Below are 17,996 nucleotides of genomic sequence, written 5' to 3'. Positions count from 1 at the left end.
ACCCTAATTGCAAAACATAGTTGGTTTACCCGGCTAAAAGGTCAATATTAAATGACCAGCGGAATACCACCTGATAAAAGGGTCAATTATTGTCACTAATAATACATTTAGGGTGTTGATAATTGAACAGTTACATCCGGTTGATTGCTTGTTGCAACGAAATCCTGACTTATATAATCACTTACGCCAGCATCACCACTGACACTTAATCGTGCGGTTATAACAATTTCCTCAAAATCACTGAGCTGTCTGTTCGGTGTTAAGTTATGTTGATTTGTTAAATTAATTTTAAGCGGCCACTGAAATGGTGGGGCCAAATCAATGGCTGCGATTGGCATAGGTGGTCCGGTCATTGCTTTGGCAGCCACAAAGACACGAGTGGTTGCCGGAAACTGCTGATTTTTGATGTCTTCAGAAGCTTCTACAGTTACGCTGTATGAAACGATCTGATCCGTTTGGGCATTCATATTTCCGGTTAAATCATTGTGTGTTACCGCTGATTTATTTTGTTGACTGCGGGCTTGGTTGATTTGTTTGATAATAGTGGCTTTTACTTTCTCATCTGAGATGATGTTGAACAGGGTGGTCCAGAGTTGTTCCGCTTCGGTATATTCCTGATTTTCGAAAGCAATAATACCTTTTAGCCAGAGTGCTTTTTGGTGCTGTGGGTCAGCGATTAAAGCCGCTTCAATAAAACTCTCAGGTTCGCCTAAAAAACTGCCGGTGTTATTTTGAAAAGCCACAGCTTCTGCCAATTCTGTCAATATATTGGCATTATTAGGGGATAATTCATTGGCTTTTCTAAGCGATTTAACCGCCGCTGAAAAGTTTTGCATGGACATCATGGCACGGGCGTACAGCATTTGCCCTTCTAAATCATTGGGGTTCTGTTGTAAGGCCTGTTCTAATTGTCCTATGGCTTCTTCAATACTGGGCGGTTGCTGCAAGTCATGATTGACAGCCGGAAATAAATAGCTATTTAACAAAATGGCGCCTGGAACCATGAAAATAAACAACACTAAAGTGGTCTTTAAAGCCTGACTTTTCGTGGTATCGAGTTTGTTTAATGCTTGAATGTATCTGTCTTTTTGCTCAGTGTCTTGTTTGATTTTTTGAATTAACCAACGTTTTGACTGTCGTTTGTTTTGACCCCACATCAAAAATCCAAAGATTAAAGCTAAAGCCAGAATAATGGTGCTGTAAATAAGCCAAGGAGTCATTGTTTTTTCTTCCTGATATTAAATATAAGTATGACGGCACCGATTAATAACACAATAAAGGGTGAAAACCAGAGGAAAAATGTGCCGGCGTTTAATGGCGGGTTGTAAGTTACAAAATCACCATAGCGTTGCACCATATAAGCCAAGATGGTGTCTTTATCTTGGTTATTCATGACAAAATCAGCCACTTGGTTTTTAAGGTCCTTGGCCAAATCTGCATCGGAATCGGCTAAGTTTTGGTTTTGACAGACCAGACAGCGTAATTCCTGGGTCAATTCCTGATAAAGTTCTCGTTGCTGTTGGTTTTTAAAGTCATAAACTTCGATGGCCCATAGTGAACTCGAGCTTAATAACAACAAAATTAATGCTAGATATCGTGTGTTCATTGTAATTGCGCTAATTTGGGTAAAATTTCGTTGGCGACGTTTTCCGGCGTTAATTCACCCACAATCTTATGCACAATGATACCATTGGCATCAATAAGAAAAGATTCAGGGGCGCCGTAAACGCCAAAATCAATGGCTGTATTACCGACATAATCAACCAAAATAACATCATAGGGATTGCCTAAACGTTTTAACCAGTTATCAGCATCACTAAACTCATCTTTCCAATTCAAACCAACGACTTTTAGTTTTCCTGATTGGGCTAAGTCAGTGACAACTGGATGTTCATACAGACAATTCGGACACCAGCTTCCCCAGACATTGAGTAGCCAGGGTTCACCGATAAAATCCTGTTCTGTCATGGTTTTATCCTCATACAATAAAGGCAGCTCAAAAGACGGCACTGATTTACCGATGAGTGGTGAGGGTACATGCTCGTTGTGATAGCCCATATTTAGAAATAATAAAGTGACTAAACCGAAAAACAGGGCTAAAGGAATTAAGGTAATAACAATTTTTTTCATGACAATTTTAGTTGTTGTTCCATGACACGATCACGTTGTTTATCTTCCTGGCGTTTAATCCGCGTACTGAATAAAGCGATAATGGCGCCAGATAGCATTAAAATGCCACCAAACCACATCCAACGAATCAATGGTTTGATATAAATACGTACCGCCCATCCACCTTCTTTATTAACCGCTTCGCCTAAGGACACATAAATATCTTTAGTCCAGCCAGCATAAATAGCCGCTTCAGTCATCGGCATTTGTTGTTTCGGGTAGAAACGTTTTTGTGGGTTAAGCGTGGTGATTAGTCTGCCTTCACGCCGAACTTCAACGTGGCCTTGCTGAGCCTGGTAATTTTCTTGTTGCACCCGATCGACACCGGTAAAGGTGAAATCATATCCGGCCACTTGATGGGTAGAGCCCGGCTGCATCAAAATGTCCTTTTCCGTGTCTTTATGTTCAGTCATGGACATGGAAAATAAAAATACCGCGACACCGATATGTGCGACACTCATACCGATGACGCCGGCGCTGCCACGTGCAGGGTGCTTGAACCATTGACCAACGGTCGCAGTAAACACCCACAAACCGCCATAAATTCCGGCGATGGCTCGCATATTCAATGGTTTAAATAAAAACCACACGATAACAGCCAATACGGTGGTTATCAGTAAATAAGGCACCAATTGTTTGATGGCGAGCATCACATCATCGCGGTGCCATTTAAGCTGACTACCCAGGGGTAATAATACTGCCATGGGAATCATCAGGACAAAAAACATCAAACCAAAATAGGGTGCGCCAACAGATATTTTTTTACCCACTGCTTCAAAAATCATGGGGAATAAAGTACCTAATAAAACTGTAAACGTGGCGGTGATAAAGATTAATGAATTGGCCAGCATTAAAGTCTCACGGGAATTGAGGTTAATGGTATCCCGGGATTTAAGCTGATTGGCACGGAATGTGTAAAGTGTTAAGGCACCACCTGAATAAATCGCCAGCAACACCAAGATAAAAATTCCACGGAAAGGATCGGCAGCAAAAGAATGAACAGAAGTAATACTGCCGGAACGTACTAAGAAGGTGCCTAAAATACATAAACTAAAAGCAATAATCGCCAATAAAACAGTCCAGCCACGGAAGGCGTTTTTACGTTCACTGACCGCCTGAACGTGAATTAAAGCAGTTCCGGCTAACCACGGTAGGAATGAGGCATTTTCAACCGGATCCCAAAACCACCAGCCGCCCCAGCCGAGTTCGTAGTAGGCCCACCAGGAGCCTAAAATAATACCCATGGTCAGAAATGCCCAGGCAATGTTGGTCCAGCGGCGTGACCAGCGAATCCATTGCTCATTAATTTCACCACCAATTAAAGCGGCCACCGATAGCGCAAATGCCACCGATAAACCCACATAACCAAAGTACAATAGCGGTGGATGCATAATCATGCCAAAATCTTGTAGCAAAGGATTCAAATCACGGCCATCAAGCGGTACCGGAAAAATAGTTTCAAAAGGATTAGAGGCAAACAAAACAAAAGCCACGAATCCCAAAGCAATAAATCCAAGCACCGATAACACCCGCGCAATCTGGTCTAGTGACAATGATCGGCTGAATTTAGCCACCGCAGCAATCCACAGGGCTTGGACCGTGACCCACATCAAAATCGATCCTTCATGGGCACCCCAGGCAGCGGTAATGCGGTAGCGCAACGGCAACTCCAACGAGGAGTTTTCAGCCACGTACCTAACGGAAAAGTCTTGTTGAACAAACAACACCACCAGAATCACAAATGAGGCCATGGTTGTGATGAATAAAACATGTGAAAGCGGTCGTGCTGTTTGCATCAATGTTTCATTGTTTCGGGCATAACCAAGCATTGGCAAGACCGTGAGGGCGGTGGCCAATAACAGGGCCAAAACCAGTAAAAATTGTCCAATTTCAGGTAACATATTATTGTTGTGCCTCTGTTTGTAGAATATTGCTGACTTCCGGTGGCATATAGTTTTCATCATGTTTGGCCAACACTTCTTCTGCGGCAAAGACATTGTCTTCGCGCATCTGGCCAATGGTGACCACGCCTTGTCCTTCGCGGAATAAATCAGGCAATATTCCTTCATATTCAACCTGAACATCTGCACCGTAGTCTGTCACACTAAAACGAATTTTCAAACTATTGTCTATGCGTTGCAAGCTGCCTTCTTTAACCATGCCGCCCAAGCGGAAGCTGCGGTTTTCAGGAAAATCATTCTGACTGACTTCAGTGGGGCTTTTAAAAAACATCATATTGTCCTTAAAAGCGGTGAGGAAAATGGCCGTGGCCACACCCACACCCATGACCACCAAGGAGATGAGTATTAATCTTTTTTTACGGGTCGGTGTCATGATTCTTTTCTCCTTTGACGGGACTTGATTTGACGTTGGATGCTGCGTTTTTGGCGATGAATACTGATTAAATCAACCGTCAGCATTAAGCCAAATAGGGCCATTGAACTCCAGACAAAGAAGTTGTACTTACCCATGTCGAATAGCGTTAACATATTAATCCTCAATCACTTGTTTTATGACCCATGATTTATTTTGCTCGGTGCGCAATAAATAACTGCGGGCGCGATGCAACATGGAGTATAAATAATAGAATTTTGTGGCCAGGGCCATCACCAATAAGGGTCTTAACATAGACCATTCTTTAATACCACTGTTACCACCCATTAATGAAATACTGGCGCCCTGGTGAATACTGGTCCACCACACCACAGAATACCGAATAATGGGCAAATTAACCAAACCAATAATGGCCACCAAAGCAGCTAACCGGGCGGCTTTACGCGGATCATCATCATAAGCACTGTAAATCCCCATCACACCAATGTATAGGAACAGTAAAATTAATTCTGAGGTCATCCGGGCATCCCAGTCCCAGTAAGTACCCCACATGGGTTTGCCCCAAAGCATACCGGTCAGTAAGGTCAATGCGGTAAATAATGCACCAATCGGAGCGCTGGCCATCATCACAGCTTCAGCCACTTTCATACGCCAGACAAAAGCGATGATTCCCGATACGCCAATAATGCCATATATAAACATGCTCATCCAGGCCGCCGGAACATGCACAAACATAATGCGATAAGAATCACCTTGTTGATAATCAGGTGGTGCAAAAAACAGGCCATCCACTAAACCGTAAACCATCAACAACATGGCTAAAATGAGTAAAGGTTTTAGCCAATAGCCGGTGATTCTATAGAAGCTCGGTGGCGAGCCCATTTGGTGGTAGAATTTAACAAGTTTATTCATTGTTTTAATCTTACTCCAGGTTAACCTTAATGGCAGCAGCAGCCGCCAAAGGTGCCAAGCTTAGACTGAGCACAAAACAGCCGGCCAATAGTGATAAATGCCCTGACGGGTTATTACCCAAGGTGGTTTCCAATACCGCACCCGCACCGAATATCAATACCGGTGCCAACAGCGGCATGATTAACACACTGAGTAACATGCCACCATTTTTAATGTTCATGATTAGGGCAGAACCCACGGTTCCCAATAAGCTAAATATAGGGGTGGCAATCAACAAAGACAACATTAAAACCCCATAAGCCGTGCTCGGCAAATGCAGCAATACAGCAATAACCGGCGCGAATAAAATCACCGGTAAACCGGTGGTTAACCAATGGGCTGCGGCTTTGCCTAATACTGCCAGCGGTAAAGACATACCTGATAACACATATAAAGCCAAACTGCCGTCTTCATAGTCATCTTTAAAAATATTTTCCAAAGTGATGAGGGTGCTGATTAAAGCCAAAATCCAGACCACCGCCGGCGCAATTTTTTGCAATGTTTGGGCACCTGCACCCAAGCCTAATGGGAACATTGTGACAATCAATAATTGAAATACCAGGGGTTGATAAATATTTGATTTTTTGCGCCAGGCCACCAGTACGTCACGCTGTAAAAGAATCCAAAACCTCATGGCCGCTCCAATTGAATCAGATGGTCGGCTTTTTCATGAATGCGTTTGTTGTCATGAGCCGTTAGTAAGGCGGCCCCACCGTTATTGATATGATCACTGATACAAGTAAACAGCCAATCACAGCCGGTGGTGTCTAAATTAACAAAGGGCTCATCCAGTAACCAAAATTGTTTGTTTAGTAAAAGCAAGCGACCCAAAGCCAAACGCTTTTTTTGACCGGCAGATAAATCACTGGCGAATTGGTACTCATAACCACGCAAACCCACTGAATCAAGTGTCTCAGACAACTGTCTTTCCCTGACTTTGATGCCATTGATAGCGGCCGCAAATTTTAAATTTTCCAGACAAGACAAATTGGCTTTATTACCCAGAGAGTGGCCAATGTAATGACTGTGTAGTAGCCATTTTTCCTGATTGTCATATGGGGCAAAATTAATACCACCATAACTGAACACCCCTAAACAGGCAACCGCTTCTAAAAGTGTGGTTTTACCAGAGCCGTTGTTACCGGCAACCACAGCCATTTGTCCGGGTTTCAAGGTTAAATCAATCGGCGCGAACAAAGGCTCGCCGCCTTTTTGACACTGGGCACGTGAAATATGTAGAATGGTTGATTGCAAAGACTTGTGTGGGGTTTATTTATACATGAGCATTTTAGTTTTTAGTGGCCGCAAAGTAAAGCAATGCCGCTACGATAACGACGATTTACGGAGATAAGTTTGATATGGGTCAATACCAACATATTGTGGTTTTAACCGGTGCCGGTATATCGGCCGATAGTGGTTTAGCGACCTTCCGTGCTGCCGATGGTTTATGGGAAGATCATCGTATTGAAGAGGTTGCCACACCGGAAGCTTTTATGAAAAACCCGGCTCTGGTGCATCGTTTTTATAAACTTCGCAGACAAGCCGCCGCCCAAGCACAACCGAATAGGGCGCATATATGTTTGGCTGATGTCGCCACACAAAGTGATGATTTTACGTTAATCAGCCAGAATGTTGATGATTTGCATCAACGGGCAGGCAGTGAAGATGTGTTATCGATACATGGTCAACTTAATCAGTACCAATGTGTTCAATGCCATGTGGTTGATCAAATAGGGCATGATGAATTAAATGAACACAGCGTTTGCCCGCATTGTCAGAGTCATGGATCATTGCGGCCTGATATAGTCTGGTTTGGTGAAATGCCTTTGTATTTAGATGACATTATGACTCGCCTTATGCGCTGTGATTTATTTGTCGCCATTGGGACGTCAGGGACTGTTTATCCGGCCGCCGGCTTCGTGGAAATAGCGAAGAGAAATAAAGCCCATACAGTGATGTTGAATTTAGATGGTACGGATAATGCCTTGTTTGATGAGGTGAGAACAGGAAGAGCATCACAAGTGGTGCCGGCTTATTTTTATGATAAATTGGGTTTTAAACCACCGGACTTATAACTCTTCAAGTTCAATCATTTCCTTTAACAAAGCCACATCATGTAAACAGATGGTTTGGTCCTTGATACTGATTAGTCCTTTAGTTTGTAGCGATTTTAACGCACGGGAAAATGTTTCGGGTTTTATTGATAAGCGTGAAGCGATGTCTCTTTTGGGCACCGGTAATTTAAATTCACAGGCATTACCTGCTTGATGGCTAATATGGCTGAGAAAATAGTCAACCATCCTAAATGATGCATTGTGTAAGGTTTGTTTGTCCAGCTCATTAACCATCCAATGCAAACGAACAGACAGGTGACTGAGCATTTTTAGACACAATTCAGCTGAATTTTTAAGTATCGATAACAGTTTTTGACCGTCGATGGCGATCAATATACTGTCTTTGAGTGCCGTGGCAGTGACCGGATATTTAGGCGCGCCGGCGAATAAAACCCCTTCAGCAAATGTTCTTCCAGGTAGCAACACTTCGATAATTTTTTCCTCACCTTTAAAACTACCGCGGCCCAATTTAACAGCCCCATCATAGACAAAATAGATGTGACTCAGTGGATCACCTTGATGAAAAATTATTTGTTCTGCAGTGGTCTTGCTTAAACGCGAAAACTTCAAAATATCATCGAAGGTTTCTGCATCAAAACCGGAAAACATCACAGATTGTTTTAAGGCCATCACCACATTGTGATTCAGTGTTTTATCGAGCATAACCTATGGTCGCTTTAAAAACAGGCATATTAGCATAAAGTAGGCTTTTTTGATTTTTTTAAGACCAAAAAAAAGCGGCCTCATAAAGAGGCCGCCTTGGTAAAACACTTTTTTAAGTGTTAATAAACGTCGTTCACTGTGTTGTAAATATTGAATTTACCGGTTGGTGTAACAATGCGTTCATCATCGATGACTTTTTTCAGTTTTCTGGTCTTATCATCGACCACAACAATGGCTGATTTCTCATCCATGGTGTTCCAGACAGAGAACCACACTTCATCACCGGCTTTATTGTATTCAGGTTGAACCACACGTTTTGGTCCGTCACCTAAATTAGCCCACTCGGCAATCGGCAACACTTCATAACCGGCTTCCAGGTTATTGGTGTCAAAGACCGCAATACTTTGTGATTTGGCTTCATCCGGATTCAAAGTGGTATCGACCCAAAGATTTGAAGATTTTGGATGTGTTTTCACGAACAATGAACCACCGCCTTGACCTTTTAAGGTACGCACCACTTTCCAAGCGTTATCAGGATGCCCTTCGGGGTCAGTACCTAAGAAGGTAATGTTGTCATTACCCAGAGCTGAAGTAACCCATACCGGACCGTATTTTGGATCATCAATGTTGGCACCACGACCTGGGTGAGGAATCTTAGTCACTTCGGGCATACCAACGAGCTTACGCTCTTTGGCATCAACCACGGCAATGCGATCTGAATTATTGGCAGCGGTTAAGAAATAACGTTTGCTGCTGTCCCAACCACCGTCATGTAAGAAGCGAGCCGCGCCAATGGTGGTCACAGACAAGTTCTCAACATCGCTGTAATCAACCAGTAAGATTTGACCGGTTTCTTTGACATTGACGATAAACTCAGGGTGGAAATGAGAAGCCACAATGGCAGCTACACGAGGCTCAGGATGATACTCTTGAGTATCGACCGTCATACCACGAGTCGAAACGACTTTTTTAGGCTCTAATGTATCACCATCCATAATAACGTATTGTGGTGGCCAATAAGCGCCGGCAATCGCCAGTTTATCTTCGTAGCCTTTATACTTAGATGTTTCCACAGAACGGGCTTCTAAACCAATTTTAATGGTGGCCACAATTTTCGGCGGATTCATGTACATATCAATCATGTCAATTTTGGCATCACGACCAATGGTATAAGCATAACGACCTGAAGCAGAAGGGCGGGTAATATGTACCGCATATCCGGTTTCTAAAATAGAGACGATTTCTTTGGATGCGCCGTCGATGATGGCCATCTGACCGGCATCACGTAAGGTCACAGCAAAGAAATTATCAACATCATAGTCATGTTGCTTGGTTTTTGGCCGGTCTTCCGGTTTAACATGGACAACCCATGATTCTTGCATTTCTGGCAGACCCCATTCTGGTGGTGCAGGTGGCTCATGTTGTAAGAAACGGGCTAAGATATCAATTTCTTCGTTGGTAAAATCACCGGAACTACCCCAGTTAGGCATACCCGCAGGCGAACCATAGGTAATCAGGGTTTTCAGGTAATCGCTGCCTTTTTCACGGGTAATATCCGTGGTCAACGGTTTACCAGTGGCGCCTTTACGCAACACACCGTGACAACCGGCACAACGCTCAAAGTAGGTTTTAGTGGCAAATTCAAACTCTTCTTCAGTCATGGCAGGGCCTTGTGAATCGACCATTTTCTTGGTTGTGGCAGGATCAATACCTGATGGTGCGCCTTGATATTTAATTTCAGCTTGGGTACCACCTGGATGTGTGACAGGAGCACCTGTTGCAACTTCTTTTTCCTGGTCTTCGGCACGCAGACTGGCGACTTCGGCGGCACTGACTTGGTAGCCTTCATTGCCCCAGCTGTGGGTGACATAAGTTAAAATATTGGCAATTTGTTCATCATTCAAATAGGCTAAATTAGGCATAACGGCATTGTATTTAACGCCATTAACGGTGATCTCACCGGTTTGACCATGTAATACAGTGCCGATGGCACGTTTTTTATCAGCCAATAAGTAATCTGACTCTGCCAAGGGTGGAAAGACACCGGTCATACCTTTGCCGTCAGGTTGGTGACAGGCCACACAGTGAATGCCGTACAGTTTCTCACCTTCAGCTATTTGTGTTGCCAGATCTGTGCTTCCCGCTTTCATTTCAGCTTTGTGACCCGCTAGAGGATCTTTTTCTGCTGATTTGTCGGCTTGGTCTGCACAGGCCGGTAAGGCCATCACCATGCCGGCGATTAACAGACTTTGCTTTAGTTTAATCATGGTTATTAACTCCTAATATTAAAAAATCATTGTTCCGAATAAGTGTTGACACTCTTTCAATAGAGTATTGTACGATTAGTACAAATGTCTTCATTGATGTAAGTCAACTGATTGAAAACTTATCATTATTTATCTTACCATTCGATTACCATTGATGCGAGTAAGATATTGAAAAATAACGTGAAGATTGTGTTAATGCATTGATAATCGGGTCATCAGCATCGAAATTACGAACTTGCTGCCATTGCCAATAGGTTTTATCAGTCAGGTTATTGACGCTCAATTGCAAGCGACCATTTGGGGTGATTTCATAGCTGGTCATCCAGTCAAAAACAGCATAACCCGGTGTTTGAAAAAGTTCGCCTTGAGTCATATCAATATCATCCTGAGCGGCACTAAAGCGGCCATAAAAACCCATATGCCATTTATTTGATGCACTGTTCCATTTTGCTGAAAGCACAGCCTTCGCTGGTGACACTGTATTTAAAGGCTGGTTGTTGGTTTTATTGACACCTTTGGTCCAGGAAACAGCCGCATGGGTTTGCCAGTGATCGTTGATTAACCATTCATGTTCAATTTCATAACCATGAATACGGGCTTTTTCAATATTTTGTGATTGAAACAGCAGTGCTTGGGTTTCAGGATCAACTCCCAAAGGCGCGCGTGAGACAATCAGGTCTTTGTATTCATTATAAAAACCATTAACGGTCAAACGTTGATTGGGCAGTAATAATCGATAGCCCATTTCATAACCGTTTGAGGTTTCACTTTTTAAATCCGGGTTGGGAATTGAACGGTAATTAAACAGGGCAATGTTGAAACCAATATTGACATCTTCAGCCGGTGGTGCTCGAAACCCACGTACATATTGGCCATAGACACTGCTGTAATCATTGATTTGGTACAACAATCCTAATTTAGGCGAGAAATCAGACTCATCAATATTCACCACTTCAATGTCCTCGGCATTATTGTCGAATAAAGCATCGCGTTCAGGACTTAAATCATAGCGATCAAAGCGCACCGCCGGTATTAAGGTCCAGTTCGGACTTAATTCAATTTCATCATGAATAAAAACGCCCAATTCCTTCACATCGGTGAGGGGAAAGTCACGAAATGGAAAAACTTCGCCTAACAGCACATTGGTACTGGTACCGGTGGTGAGGTTGGTTTCCAGTGCATCACGGTATTCAGCCACATCCGTCCGGATCATTTCAACACCATAAATTAATCGATGAGACCAATGACCGGTGTTAAATTGCTTGGTAAAATTGACTTCCATGCCGAAGGCGGATTGTTCAAAACTGAAAGTGCGGTTTTGTCTTAGTGGCGTGCCACGGCGTGAAAAGCGGTGTTCTGTGGTGTTTTGTAAAAACTCGGTATTGGTATGATAAAGACGAACCAAGCCGTCATCAGCCCAGCTTTTATTGAGCATAAAATCATAAGTTGCGCTGAATTTTTGTGATTCGCTGGTATCATCACCGGCCAAAGCGGTGGTGTTGTTAAAGCGGCCGGTACCGATAAAAGAATGAATCTGGGTTGTTTGATCACGCTGTTGCGCTTGTAGGTTAAACGATAATTGATGACCCGGTGCTAAATCCGTGACCCATTTGCCAAACGCAGACTGTTGATCCCAGTCTGCATGGTCTTCTGCCAATGAACTGGGTCGCTGTATGCCTTTACCATCGCGTTGATTAATATTGAAAATTAAGCCATTATTTTCGCCGTTCCAGGCGTGGGTATAAGTGCCATGACGACCATTGTATTGACCATTAAAGCCCAATCTAAATTGCCGCCAATGATCACCATCACCAACCAAATCCTGGGGATTCCAGGTATGGATACTGACAATACCGCCCAAAGCATTACTGCCGTACAGGGTTGAAGCAGGGCCTTTGAGCACTTCGATGCTGTTTATTACAGAGACATCGGGGTATTGCGCTGTGGCAAAGGAATAAGAACCAATATCAAAGGCTTTGGCATTGGGCACGCCATCCACTTCCACCGCCACCCGATTACTGCCGATACCGCGGATATTTATGCCAGAAGTACCAAAACGATTTCCGGCATCTTCGATATTAATGTTGGTTTCATAGCGCAGAGCAGCGGCCATGTCTTCACTGTGCGTCTGTCGAATGTGCTCGGCACCAATAACACTGACATCTGCGGCCACTTCCAGTAATTGTCGGGCTTGTTTATAAGCCACCACAATTAAGGGGCTGAGTGCTGTGGTTTCGAGGTCTTCCGAGGTTTCTTTTTGTTGAGCGATTGAAAATATTGGCAGCATGAGTAACCACACTGTGCTGATAACTTTATACATGACAATTGGATTAAATTACAAAACGCCATAGTGTAACTGATGGCGTTTGCTATGTATTGATTTTTGTCAATTGAACAGGCGATTCTTGAGGTTGATAAGGTGTAATAATTGCTTACTCATGGTCATGCCCAGTGACAAAGGCTTCGATTCATCGGGATCCAGTGCCGCTAAAAAATTTTTCACATAAAGTCCGAGTTCAGTATCACCCTGGCTGTCTAAACGGCGACTAAAAAATAAACCATCGGCATCCTCTTGCTGGCTTATCAGTTGTAACAAAGTGTATACATCGGTGGATAGGGACAAATCAGCTGAATTTTGTAGCGGTAATACCCGTAAATTTTGTTGTTTTAATTGTAAAGCAAACCGGATATAAGCATCTTTGATATGCACATGAATCACTCGGTTATCTAAAAACGCCAACTCATCATCTTGAAGCGCTTGTTTAAAGAAACGATTTAAAGCATGTTCTATCACATGGTGCTGGATAACTTGTGGCATCCATTTAACAGGCCATGCCAATGGTTTGGGCACTTGCGGAACCTGGTTTAATTTTTGGGTTGTTGTTAGTTGGTTCTGATTTGTGTCCATAGGGCTTCGATGTGTTGTTTAAAGGTGTCTGAATGTTTAATGGGTCGACCCCACGTGCGTGTGGTTTCAGCTGGCCATTTGTGGGTGGCATCTAAGCCCATTTTGCCGCCCAATCTGCTGTCAGGACTGGAAAAGTCGAGGTAATCAACCGGTGAGCGTTCAATAATAAAGCTGTCTCTGGCCGGATCGGCGAGGGTACTCATGGCCCAAACCACTTGAGACCAGTTACGCACATCCACATCCTCATCAGTGACAATAATATATTTAGTGTAACTAAACTGCCGTAAAAATGACCAGATTGCCATCATGATACGTTTCGCGTGGCCGGGGTATTGCTTGCGGATACTGACCACCGCCATTCGGTAGGAGCAGGCCGCCGGTGGCAAATAAAAATCCACAATTTCCGGAAACTGATTTTGTAACAGCGGTATAAATAATTCATTAAGTACCGAAGCCATGACCGAAGGTTCATCCTGTCCCGGATGCCCCATATAACTGGTGTGATACAAGGAATTGTCACGAAAGCTGATGGCTTCTACGGTAAACACCGGAAAATTTTCTACTGAATTATAAAAACCGGTGTGATCACCAAATGGGCCTTCGGCGGCGGTTTTATCGGGTTCAATATAACCTTCTAAAACGATTTCAGCCTGGGCCGGAATCTGTAAATGTTGATGAATAACACCTGCTGTAACCTGGGTTTTAGCACCACGCAGCAATCCGGCAAAATAGTGTTCACTTAAGGTATCTGGAATGGGTGATACCGCAGCTAAAGTGGTGATGGGATCGGCACCCATAACCACCGCCACCGGGAAACGCTTACCGGGATGGGCTTGTTTAAAATCATTAAAATCTGTGGCGCCACCACGATGCGCCAGCCATCGCATAATGAGTTTGTTTTTGGCAATGGGTTGTTGACGGTAAATGCCCATGTTTTGACGTTTTTGATGCGGGCCCTGGGTAATAACCAAACCAAAGGTTAACAAGGCACTGACATCATCTGGCCAACAAGTGGGTAAGGGTAGAACACCTAAATCCACATCAGAACCTTTCAGTACATGGTTTTGACAGGGCGGTTTATCAACAACTCGGGGGTTGACGTAGCTTAAACGTTTGAGGTTTTTAGCCAGGCCCCGGCCTTGTTGAAGACTGGTGGGTAATTCAGGCGATTGTAAATAGGCCAACTGTTGCCCCAATTCTTTCAGTTGCTTTTTATTCTGTACGCCCAACGCTTTAAGTACCCGCGCTTCGGTGCCGAATAAGTTACCAATCACCGGCATGCTGTGATTACTTTTTAATTGATTAAATTGTAAGGCCGGACCTTGTTCACCTAAACTGCGATGACAGAGGGCGGTTAGTTCATGTCTTAAATCAACGGATTGATTAACCTGTAATAAATCTTCATCAAGAGTGCTCAAAAAATCACGCAAACTATGGATATGTTCGCTGCTGTGCGAATCCAGGGTGTGAGCGATAAAACGGTCAAAGGACATGCGTGGTTCTCATTGGTTATCAGGCCACCCAGTCTTTGCCGGCTTTTTGGTGCCAATAACCATTACTGATGGGGTGTACCGTACATTCAGTCAGTTGTTTCTGGCCATCAGTAACACTGAGTTGCTGTTTTCTCACCTGATCAAAAAGTGCAATCACCTCAAAACAGTTATTTTGTTGCGGAGTAATACGCAAAATATCAACAGCGTCATCATTGATGGCTTCTAAGTGGTTTTGAATGGTTCCTGATTGGGTCTGGATACCGTTAATCACCAAAAAATCTTTTTGTTCCTGGGTTTTCATGGCCAAACCGTCGGGGTATTGGTCACAAACAAAACCACACTGGTCTTTACTGCGGTTATGGGTCCGAGCAGTAAAACAGCGGGCCGAGTACGCCAGTGATAAACGCCCCCATGCAGGCAGTTCTAATTCAACATTCCCTAAGTCAAATGCATGTAGGGCTTGTTGATTATGTTCATGAGGCAATACCCATCGGCTTAAGCCGAGTGATTTGAGTTTATCCAGACTCCGTTGGTTATAGATATTGAGGGAACTGCCGGCGATAAACGCATTGGACTCAAATTTTGTGCGCAATTGCACCGCAGACATGTCATTGGCTTCGACCATAAAGTCACCTTGCTGGCAGATTTTGGTCATCACCGATAATTCTGAAGCGGCTTCCACTAAAGACAACGTGGATAACACCACTTGTTTACCGGCTGCCTGTAAATCATGGCCAATTGTCATCCAGTCTTGCAGCGACAAAGCCCGCCGTTTACTACAAACTACTTCACCCAAATAAACGATATCAATCGGTGATTGTGCCACCTGCTGATAAAATTGATGGGTATAATCCCGATCCCAAAAGTAAGGAATTGGTGCCAATGAAAGCTTTTTAGTGTTTTGTTTAGTCATTGCCAGTTCCGATAGTAAGCCCCTAAGGTGGTTTGTTGACCTTCGGATAAATCACCCAAGGTTTGATTCCAGCTGTCTTTAACGACATACTTATCCGGTCGCGTCAAGCAATCATCTATGGCGGCACGCATCACTTCGGTGACTTGCCGAACATAAGCCGGACTGCGCTGGCGACCTTCAACTTTCACCGCTGCCACACCAATGGCCTTGAGTTCCGCCAATATCGATAAGGTGTTTAAACTGGTGGGTTCTTCGATGGCATAGCCGATTTGATCATTCACTTGATAACGGCCTTTACAAATCACTGGATAGCCGACGGATTCGTCTTTTGCCACTTGATCAATCAAAATGCCGTTGAGGCGTGTTTCTAAGTGGCTGTCGGTGTTTTTCCATTCAACAAATTCAGCCGGCGAACAGGCACCATGGTTATTAGGCCCCAAACCGGTGGCATAAGAGGACAATAAACAACGACCTTCCACCATCACACATAAACTGCCAAAACCAAACACTTCGATGGGCACCAAAGAATTGTTAACCAAATGCGCCACTTGTTTAATCGATAACACCCGCGGAATAACAGCCCGCTTGATATTAAATTGCTCTGCGAAGAAATTAACCGCAGCGGCACTGGTGGCTGAACCTTGAACCGATAAATGAATGTTTAAATCGGGGTGTTTCTCGCAGGCATAATCCATAACACCCATATCAGCTAAAATTAACGCATCGACTTTGAGTTCAGCGGCGGTATCGACGGCTTGCTGCCAGGTGGGTAAATCGTGACAGTAGGGATAAGTATTTACCGCTAAGAAGACTTTACAACCACGACTTTGCGCAAACTCAATGCCTTGCGTCATTTGTTTTTCGGTAAAATTCAAACCGGCAAAATGACGGGCATTGGTGGCATTTTGCAAACCCATATAAACCGCATCAGCACCGGCTTTAACAGCGACTTTTAAGGAGGGCAGATTACCGGCGGGACAAACCAATTCCATAAGCTGTTCATATCGTTAAGTGGTGAACAGTTTAGGTAAGATTAATTGAACCTGCCTTGATTTAGGTCAATTGGTGTGATGATGCTTGATTTTATTCACATTCATCAGGATTTTTTAGGTCGGTATAACCTGCTGTCAGGCCTTTTTGATACAAATACTGAGCGGCGGATTTTATCCGCTGTAATTCATTGTTTTGGGTAAACCAAATTTTGGCGTAGGTGACATCCAAATAATCAACCTGATGATTGTTTTTTGATAAAGTATCTCTAATACATTCATAATTGTTTCTAAAACTATCACCCTCAAACTCCGCTTTTATGAGCAAATCAGTTTCATTTGAGTTTTCATAGCTATTGACTTTTAAACGATGGCCAATTAATTGTGAGATTATGTCTTTGCTTTGTTTAATTAAAATGTCTGCAACTTGAACGCAAGCCGGGGTTGGGCTGGCATCTGATGAACAATAATCTAACAATGTTTTGTAGCCTGGTATGGGCATCGCCATTTTTATACCGGATAATTTTATGTAGTAAAAAGCTTGATTTATATCTTTGTTAGATACTGAATCATCCATATCGACAAGACCATCTAATTGAATTCTTAGGACTGAGCGCGACAGCGGGTTGTTGTCCATATAATCTTTAATAACCGATTTAACAACTTCGTGCAGAAGCGTCATATCCGTGACGTATTTAGCGTCGCGCATGTTTTTAATCAGGTATTCAGCCATGGCAGCATCATTATTGTTCATGGCTTGATAAAATGGCTCAAAATAGGTGTTTAAATCGTCGGGATACAATTGTTGGTATTTATTAACCAGACTTTGGTGGTGACAAGCGTCACGGATGGCGTCATGAGAGCACATTGAAAGCAATAAAAAGATGGTTTCAGGGTTGAGCGTGTCTAATTTCGCCAGTTGATTAATATGATCAACATAGTTTTGCTGTGCATCATTGCGTTTAAAATTCTTATCCACTGCATGTCGCAGTGGTAACTCGGGACTTGATAAACTTAAACCAATGGTCTGAACGTAAGGATGGGGATGATTTAATAATGTGCGATGTAAGGAATCTTCCCACTGTTGGTAGACAAGATTTAATCTGTCGTTGTCATCCTGAGCCAGGCTTAAACCTGAAAAGATCAGCGCTAACAATAAAGTATTGAGTTTTTTAGTCATGTATTTAGTGTACTT

18 protein-coding genes are annotated in these 17,996 nt (G+C 43.4%); 1 reads left to right on the top strand and 17 read right to left on the bottom strand.

The genetic code is table 11. The features are described 5' to 3' along the window. Positions 1–107 precede the first annotated feature (107 nt). From OS173_RS01135 to ccmA, 9 genes are read right to left on the bottom strand one after another with little or no spacing between them, the layout of a single operon-like run. Positions 108–1,220: a tetratricopeptide repeat protein gene (locus OS173_RS01135; protein WP_267182436.1), complete on the bottom strand. Its 1,113-nt coding sequence runs from the start codon at positions 1,218–1,220 to the stop codon at positions 108–110. Then, the gene (locus OS173_RS01130; RefSeq protein WP_267182435.1) at positions 1,217–1,579 is read right to left on the bottom strand and encodes a cytochrome c-type biogenesis protein; all 363 of its coding nucleotides are present in this window, start codon (positions 1,577–1,579) and stop codon (positions 1,217–1,219) included. Before OS173_RS01130 ends, OS173_RS01135 begins: the two co-directional genes overlap by 4 nt. Positions 1,580–1,602: 23 nt before the next feature. Then, on the bottom strand, positions 1,603–2,130 hold the full coding sequence (locus tag OS173_RS01125) for a DsbE family thiol:disulfide interchange protein (RefSeq protein WP_267182434.1): 528 nt from the start codon (positions 2,128–2,130) through the stop codon (positions 1,603–1,605). Then, positions 2,127–4,070 carry a heme lyase CcmF/NrfE family subunit gene (locus OS173_RS01120; protein ID WP_267182433.1) on the bottom strand — a complete coding sequence of 648 codons (1,944 nt, stop codon included), beginning with the start codon at positions 4,068–4,070 and terminating at the stop codon, positions 2,127–2,129. The genes OS173_RS01125 and OS173_RS01120 overlap by 4 nt, the downstream gene beginning before the upstream one ends. A 1-nt stretch (position 4,071) precedes the next feature. Next, positions 4,072–4,503, bottom strand: coding sequence for a cytochrome c maturation protein CcmE (gene ccmE / locus OS173_RS01115; protein WP_267182432.1), 432 nt, complete (start codon positions 4,501–4,503; stop codon positions 4,072–4,074). Continuing rightward, positions 4,500–4,658 (bottom strand): heme exporter protein CcmD, encoded by a 159-nt coding sequence (gene ccmD / locus OS173_RS01110; RefSeq protein ID WP_267182431.1) that lies wholly within the window; start codon positions 4,656–4,658, stop codon positions 4,500–4,502. Before ccmD ends, ccmE begins: the two co-directional genes overlap by 4 nt. Before the next feature lies 1 nt (position 4,659). Then, positions 4,660–5,415 (bottom strand): heme ABC transporter permease CcmC, encoded by a 756-nt coding sequence (gene ccmC / locus OS173_RS01105; protein ID WP_267182430.1) that lies wholly within the window; start codon positions 5,413–5,415, stop codon positions 4,660–4,662. A gap of 10 nt (positions 5,416–5,425) precedes the next feature. Beyond that, positions 5,426–6,088, bottom strand: a complete 663-nt coding sequence (gene ccmB, locus OS173_RS01100; protein ID WP_267182429.1) for a heme exporter protein CcmB — start codon at positions 6,086–6,088, stop codon at positions 5,426–5,428. Beyond that, entirely contained in the window at positions 6,085–6,708 is a 624-nt protein-coding gene (gene ccmA, locus OS173_RS01095) for a heme ABC exporter ATP-binding protein CcmA (RefSeq protein ID WP_267182428.1), read from the bottom strand. The genes ccmB and ccmA overlap by 4 nt, the downstream gene beginning before the upstream one ends. A gap of 104 nt (positions 6,709–6,812) precedes the next feature. Here ccmA and OS173_RS01090 point away from each other — a divergent pair, with 104 nt between their 5' ends. After that, positions 6,813–7,529, top strand: a complete 717-nt coding sequence (locus tag OS173_RS01090; protein WP_267182427.1) for an NAD-dependent deacylase — start codon at positions 6,813–6,815, stop codon at positions 7,527–7,529. On the opposite strand, the gene OS173_RS01085 is transcribed toward OS173_RS01090, so the two are convergent. The 8 genes from OS173_RS01085 to OS173_RS01045 form a co-directional block, all read right to left on the bottom strand. Next, the gene (locus OS173_RS01085; RefSeq protein ID WP_267182426.1) at positions 7,524–8,231 is read right to left on the bottom strand and encodes a Crp/Fnr family transcriptional regulator; all 708 of its coding nucleotides are present in this window, start codon (positions 8,229–8,231) and stop codon (positions 7,524–7,526) included. The genes OS173_RS01090 and OS173_RS01085 overlap by 6 nt on opposite strands. A 119-nt stretch (positions 8,232–8,350) precedes the next feature. Then, positions 8,351–10,498: a cytochrome D1 domain-containing protein gene (locus tag OS173_RS01080; RefSeq protein WP_323373161.1), complete on the bottom strand. Its 2,148-nt coding sequence runs from the start codon at positions 10,496–10,498 to the stop codon at positions 8,351–8,353. Positions 10,499–10,643: 145 nt separating this feature from the next. Then, positions 10,644–12,818: a TonB-dependent hemoglobin/transferrin/lactoferrin family receptor gene (locus tag OS173_RS01070; RefSeq protein WP_267182425.1), complete on the bottom strand. Its 2,175-nt coding sequence runs from the start codon at positions 12,816–12,818 to the stop codon at positions 10,644–10,646. Between the two features lie 66 nt (positions 12,819–12,884). Continuing rightward, positions 12,885–13,406, bottom strand: coding sequence for a ubiquinone anaerobic biosynthesis accessory factor UbiT (ubiT, locus tag OS173_RS01065; RefSeq protein WP_267182424.1), 522 nt, complete (start codon positions 13,404–13,406; stop codon positions 12,885–12,887). Further along, positions 13,382–14,899 (bottom strand): UbiD family decarboxylase, encoded by a 1,518-nt coding sequence (locus OS173_RS01060; protein WP_267182423.1) that lies wholly within the window; start codon positions 14,897–14,899, stop codon positions 13,382–13,384. The genes ubiT and OS173_RS01060 overlap by 25 nt, the downstream gene beginning before the upstream one ends. A 19-nt stretch (positions 14,900–14,918) precedes the next feature. Beyond that, entirely contained in the window at positions 14,919–15,812 is an 894-nt protein-coding gene (gene ubiV / locus OS173_RS01055) for a ubiquinone anaerobic biosynthesis protein UbiV (RefSeq protein WP_267182422.1), read from the bottom strand. Beyond that, positions 15,809–16,804 carry a ubiquinone anaerobic biosynthesis protein UbiU gene (gene ubiU / locus OS173_RS01050; RefSeq protein ID WP_267182421.1) on the bottom strand — a complete coding sequence of 332 codons (996 nt, stop codon included), beginning with the start codon at positions 16,802–16,804 and terminating at the stop codon, positions 15,809–15,811. The genes ubiV and ubiU overlap by 4 nt, the downstream gene beginning before the upstream one ends. Positions 16,805–16,895: 91 nt before the next feature. Continuing rightward, positions 16,896–17,981, bottom strand: a complete 1,086-nt coding sequence (locus OS173_RS01045) for a hypothetical protein (protein ID WP_267182420.1) — start codon at positions 17,979–17,981, stop codon at positions 16,896–16,898. Positions 17,982–17,996: the final 15 nt, after the last annotated feature.

The sequence above is a fragment of the Marinicella gelatinilytica genome (assembly GCF_026410405.1).
Lineage (GTDB): Bacteria > Pseudomonadota > Gammaproteobacteria > Xanthomonadales > Marinicellaceae > Marinicella > Marinicella gelatinilytica.
This window is presented reverse-complemented; position numbering and strand designations above follow the sequence as displayed.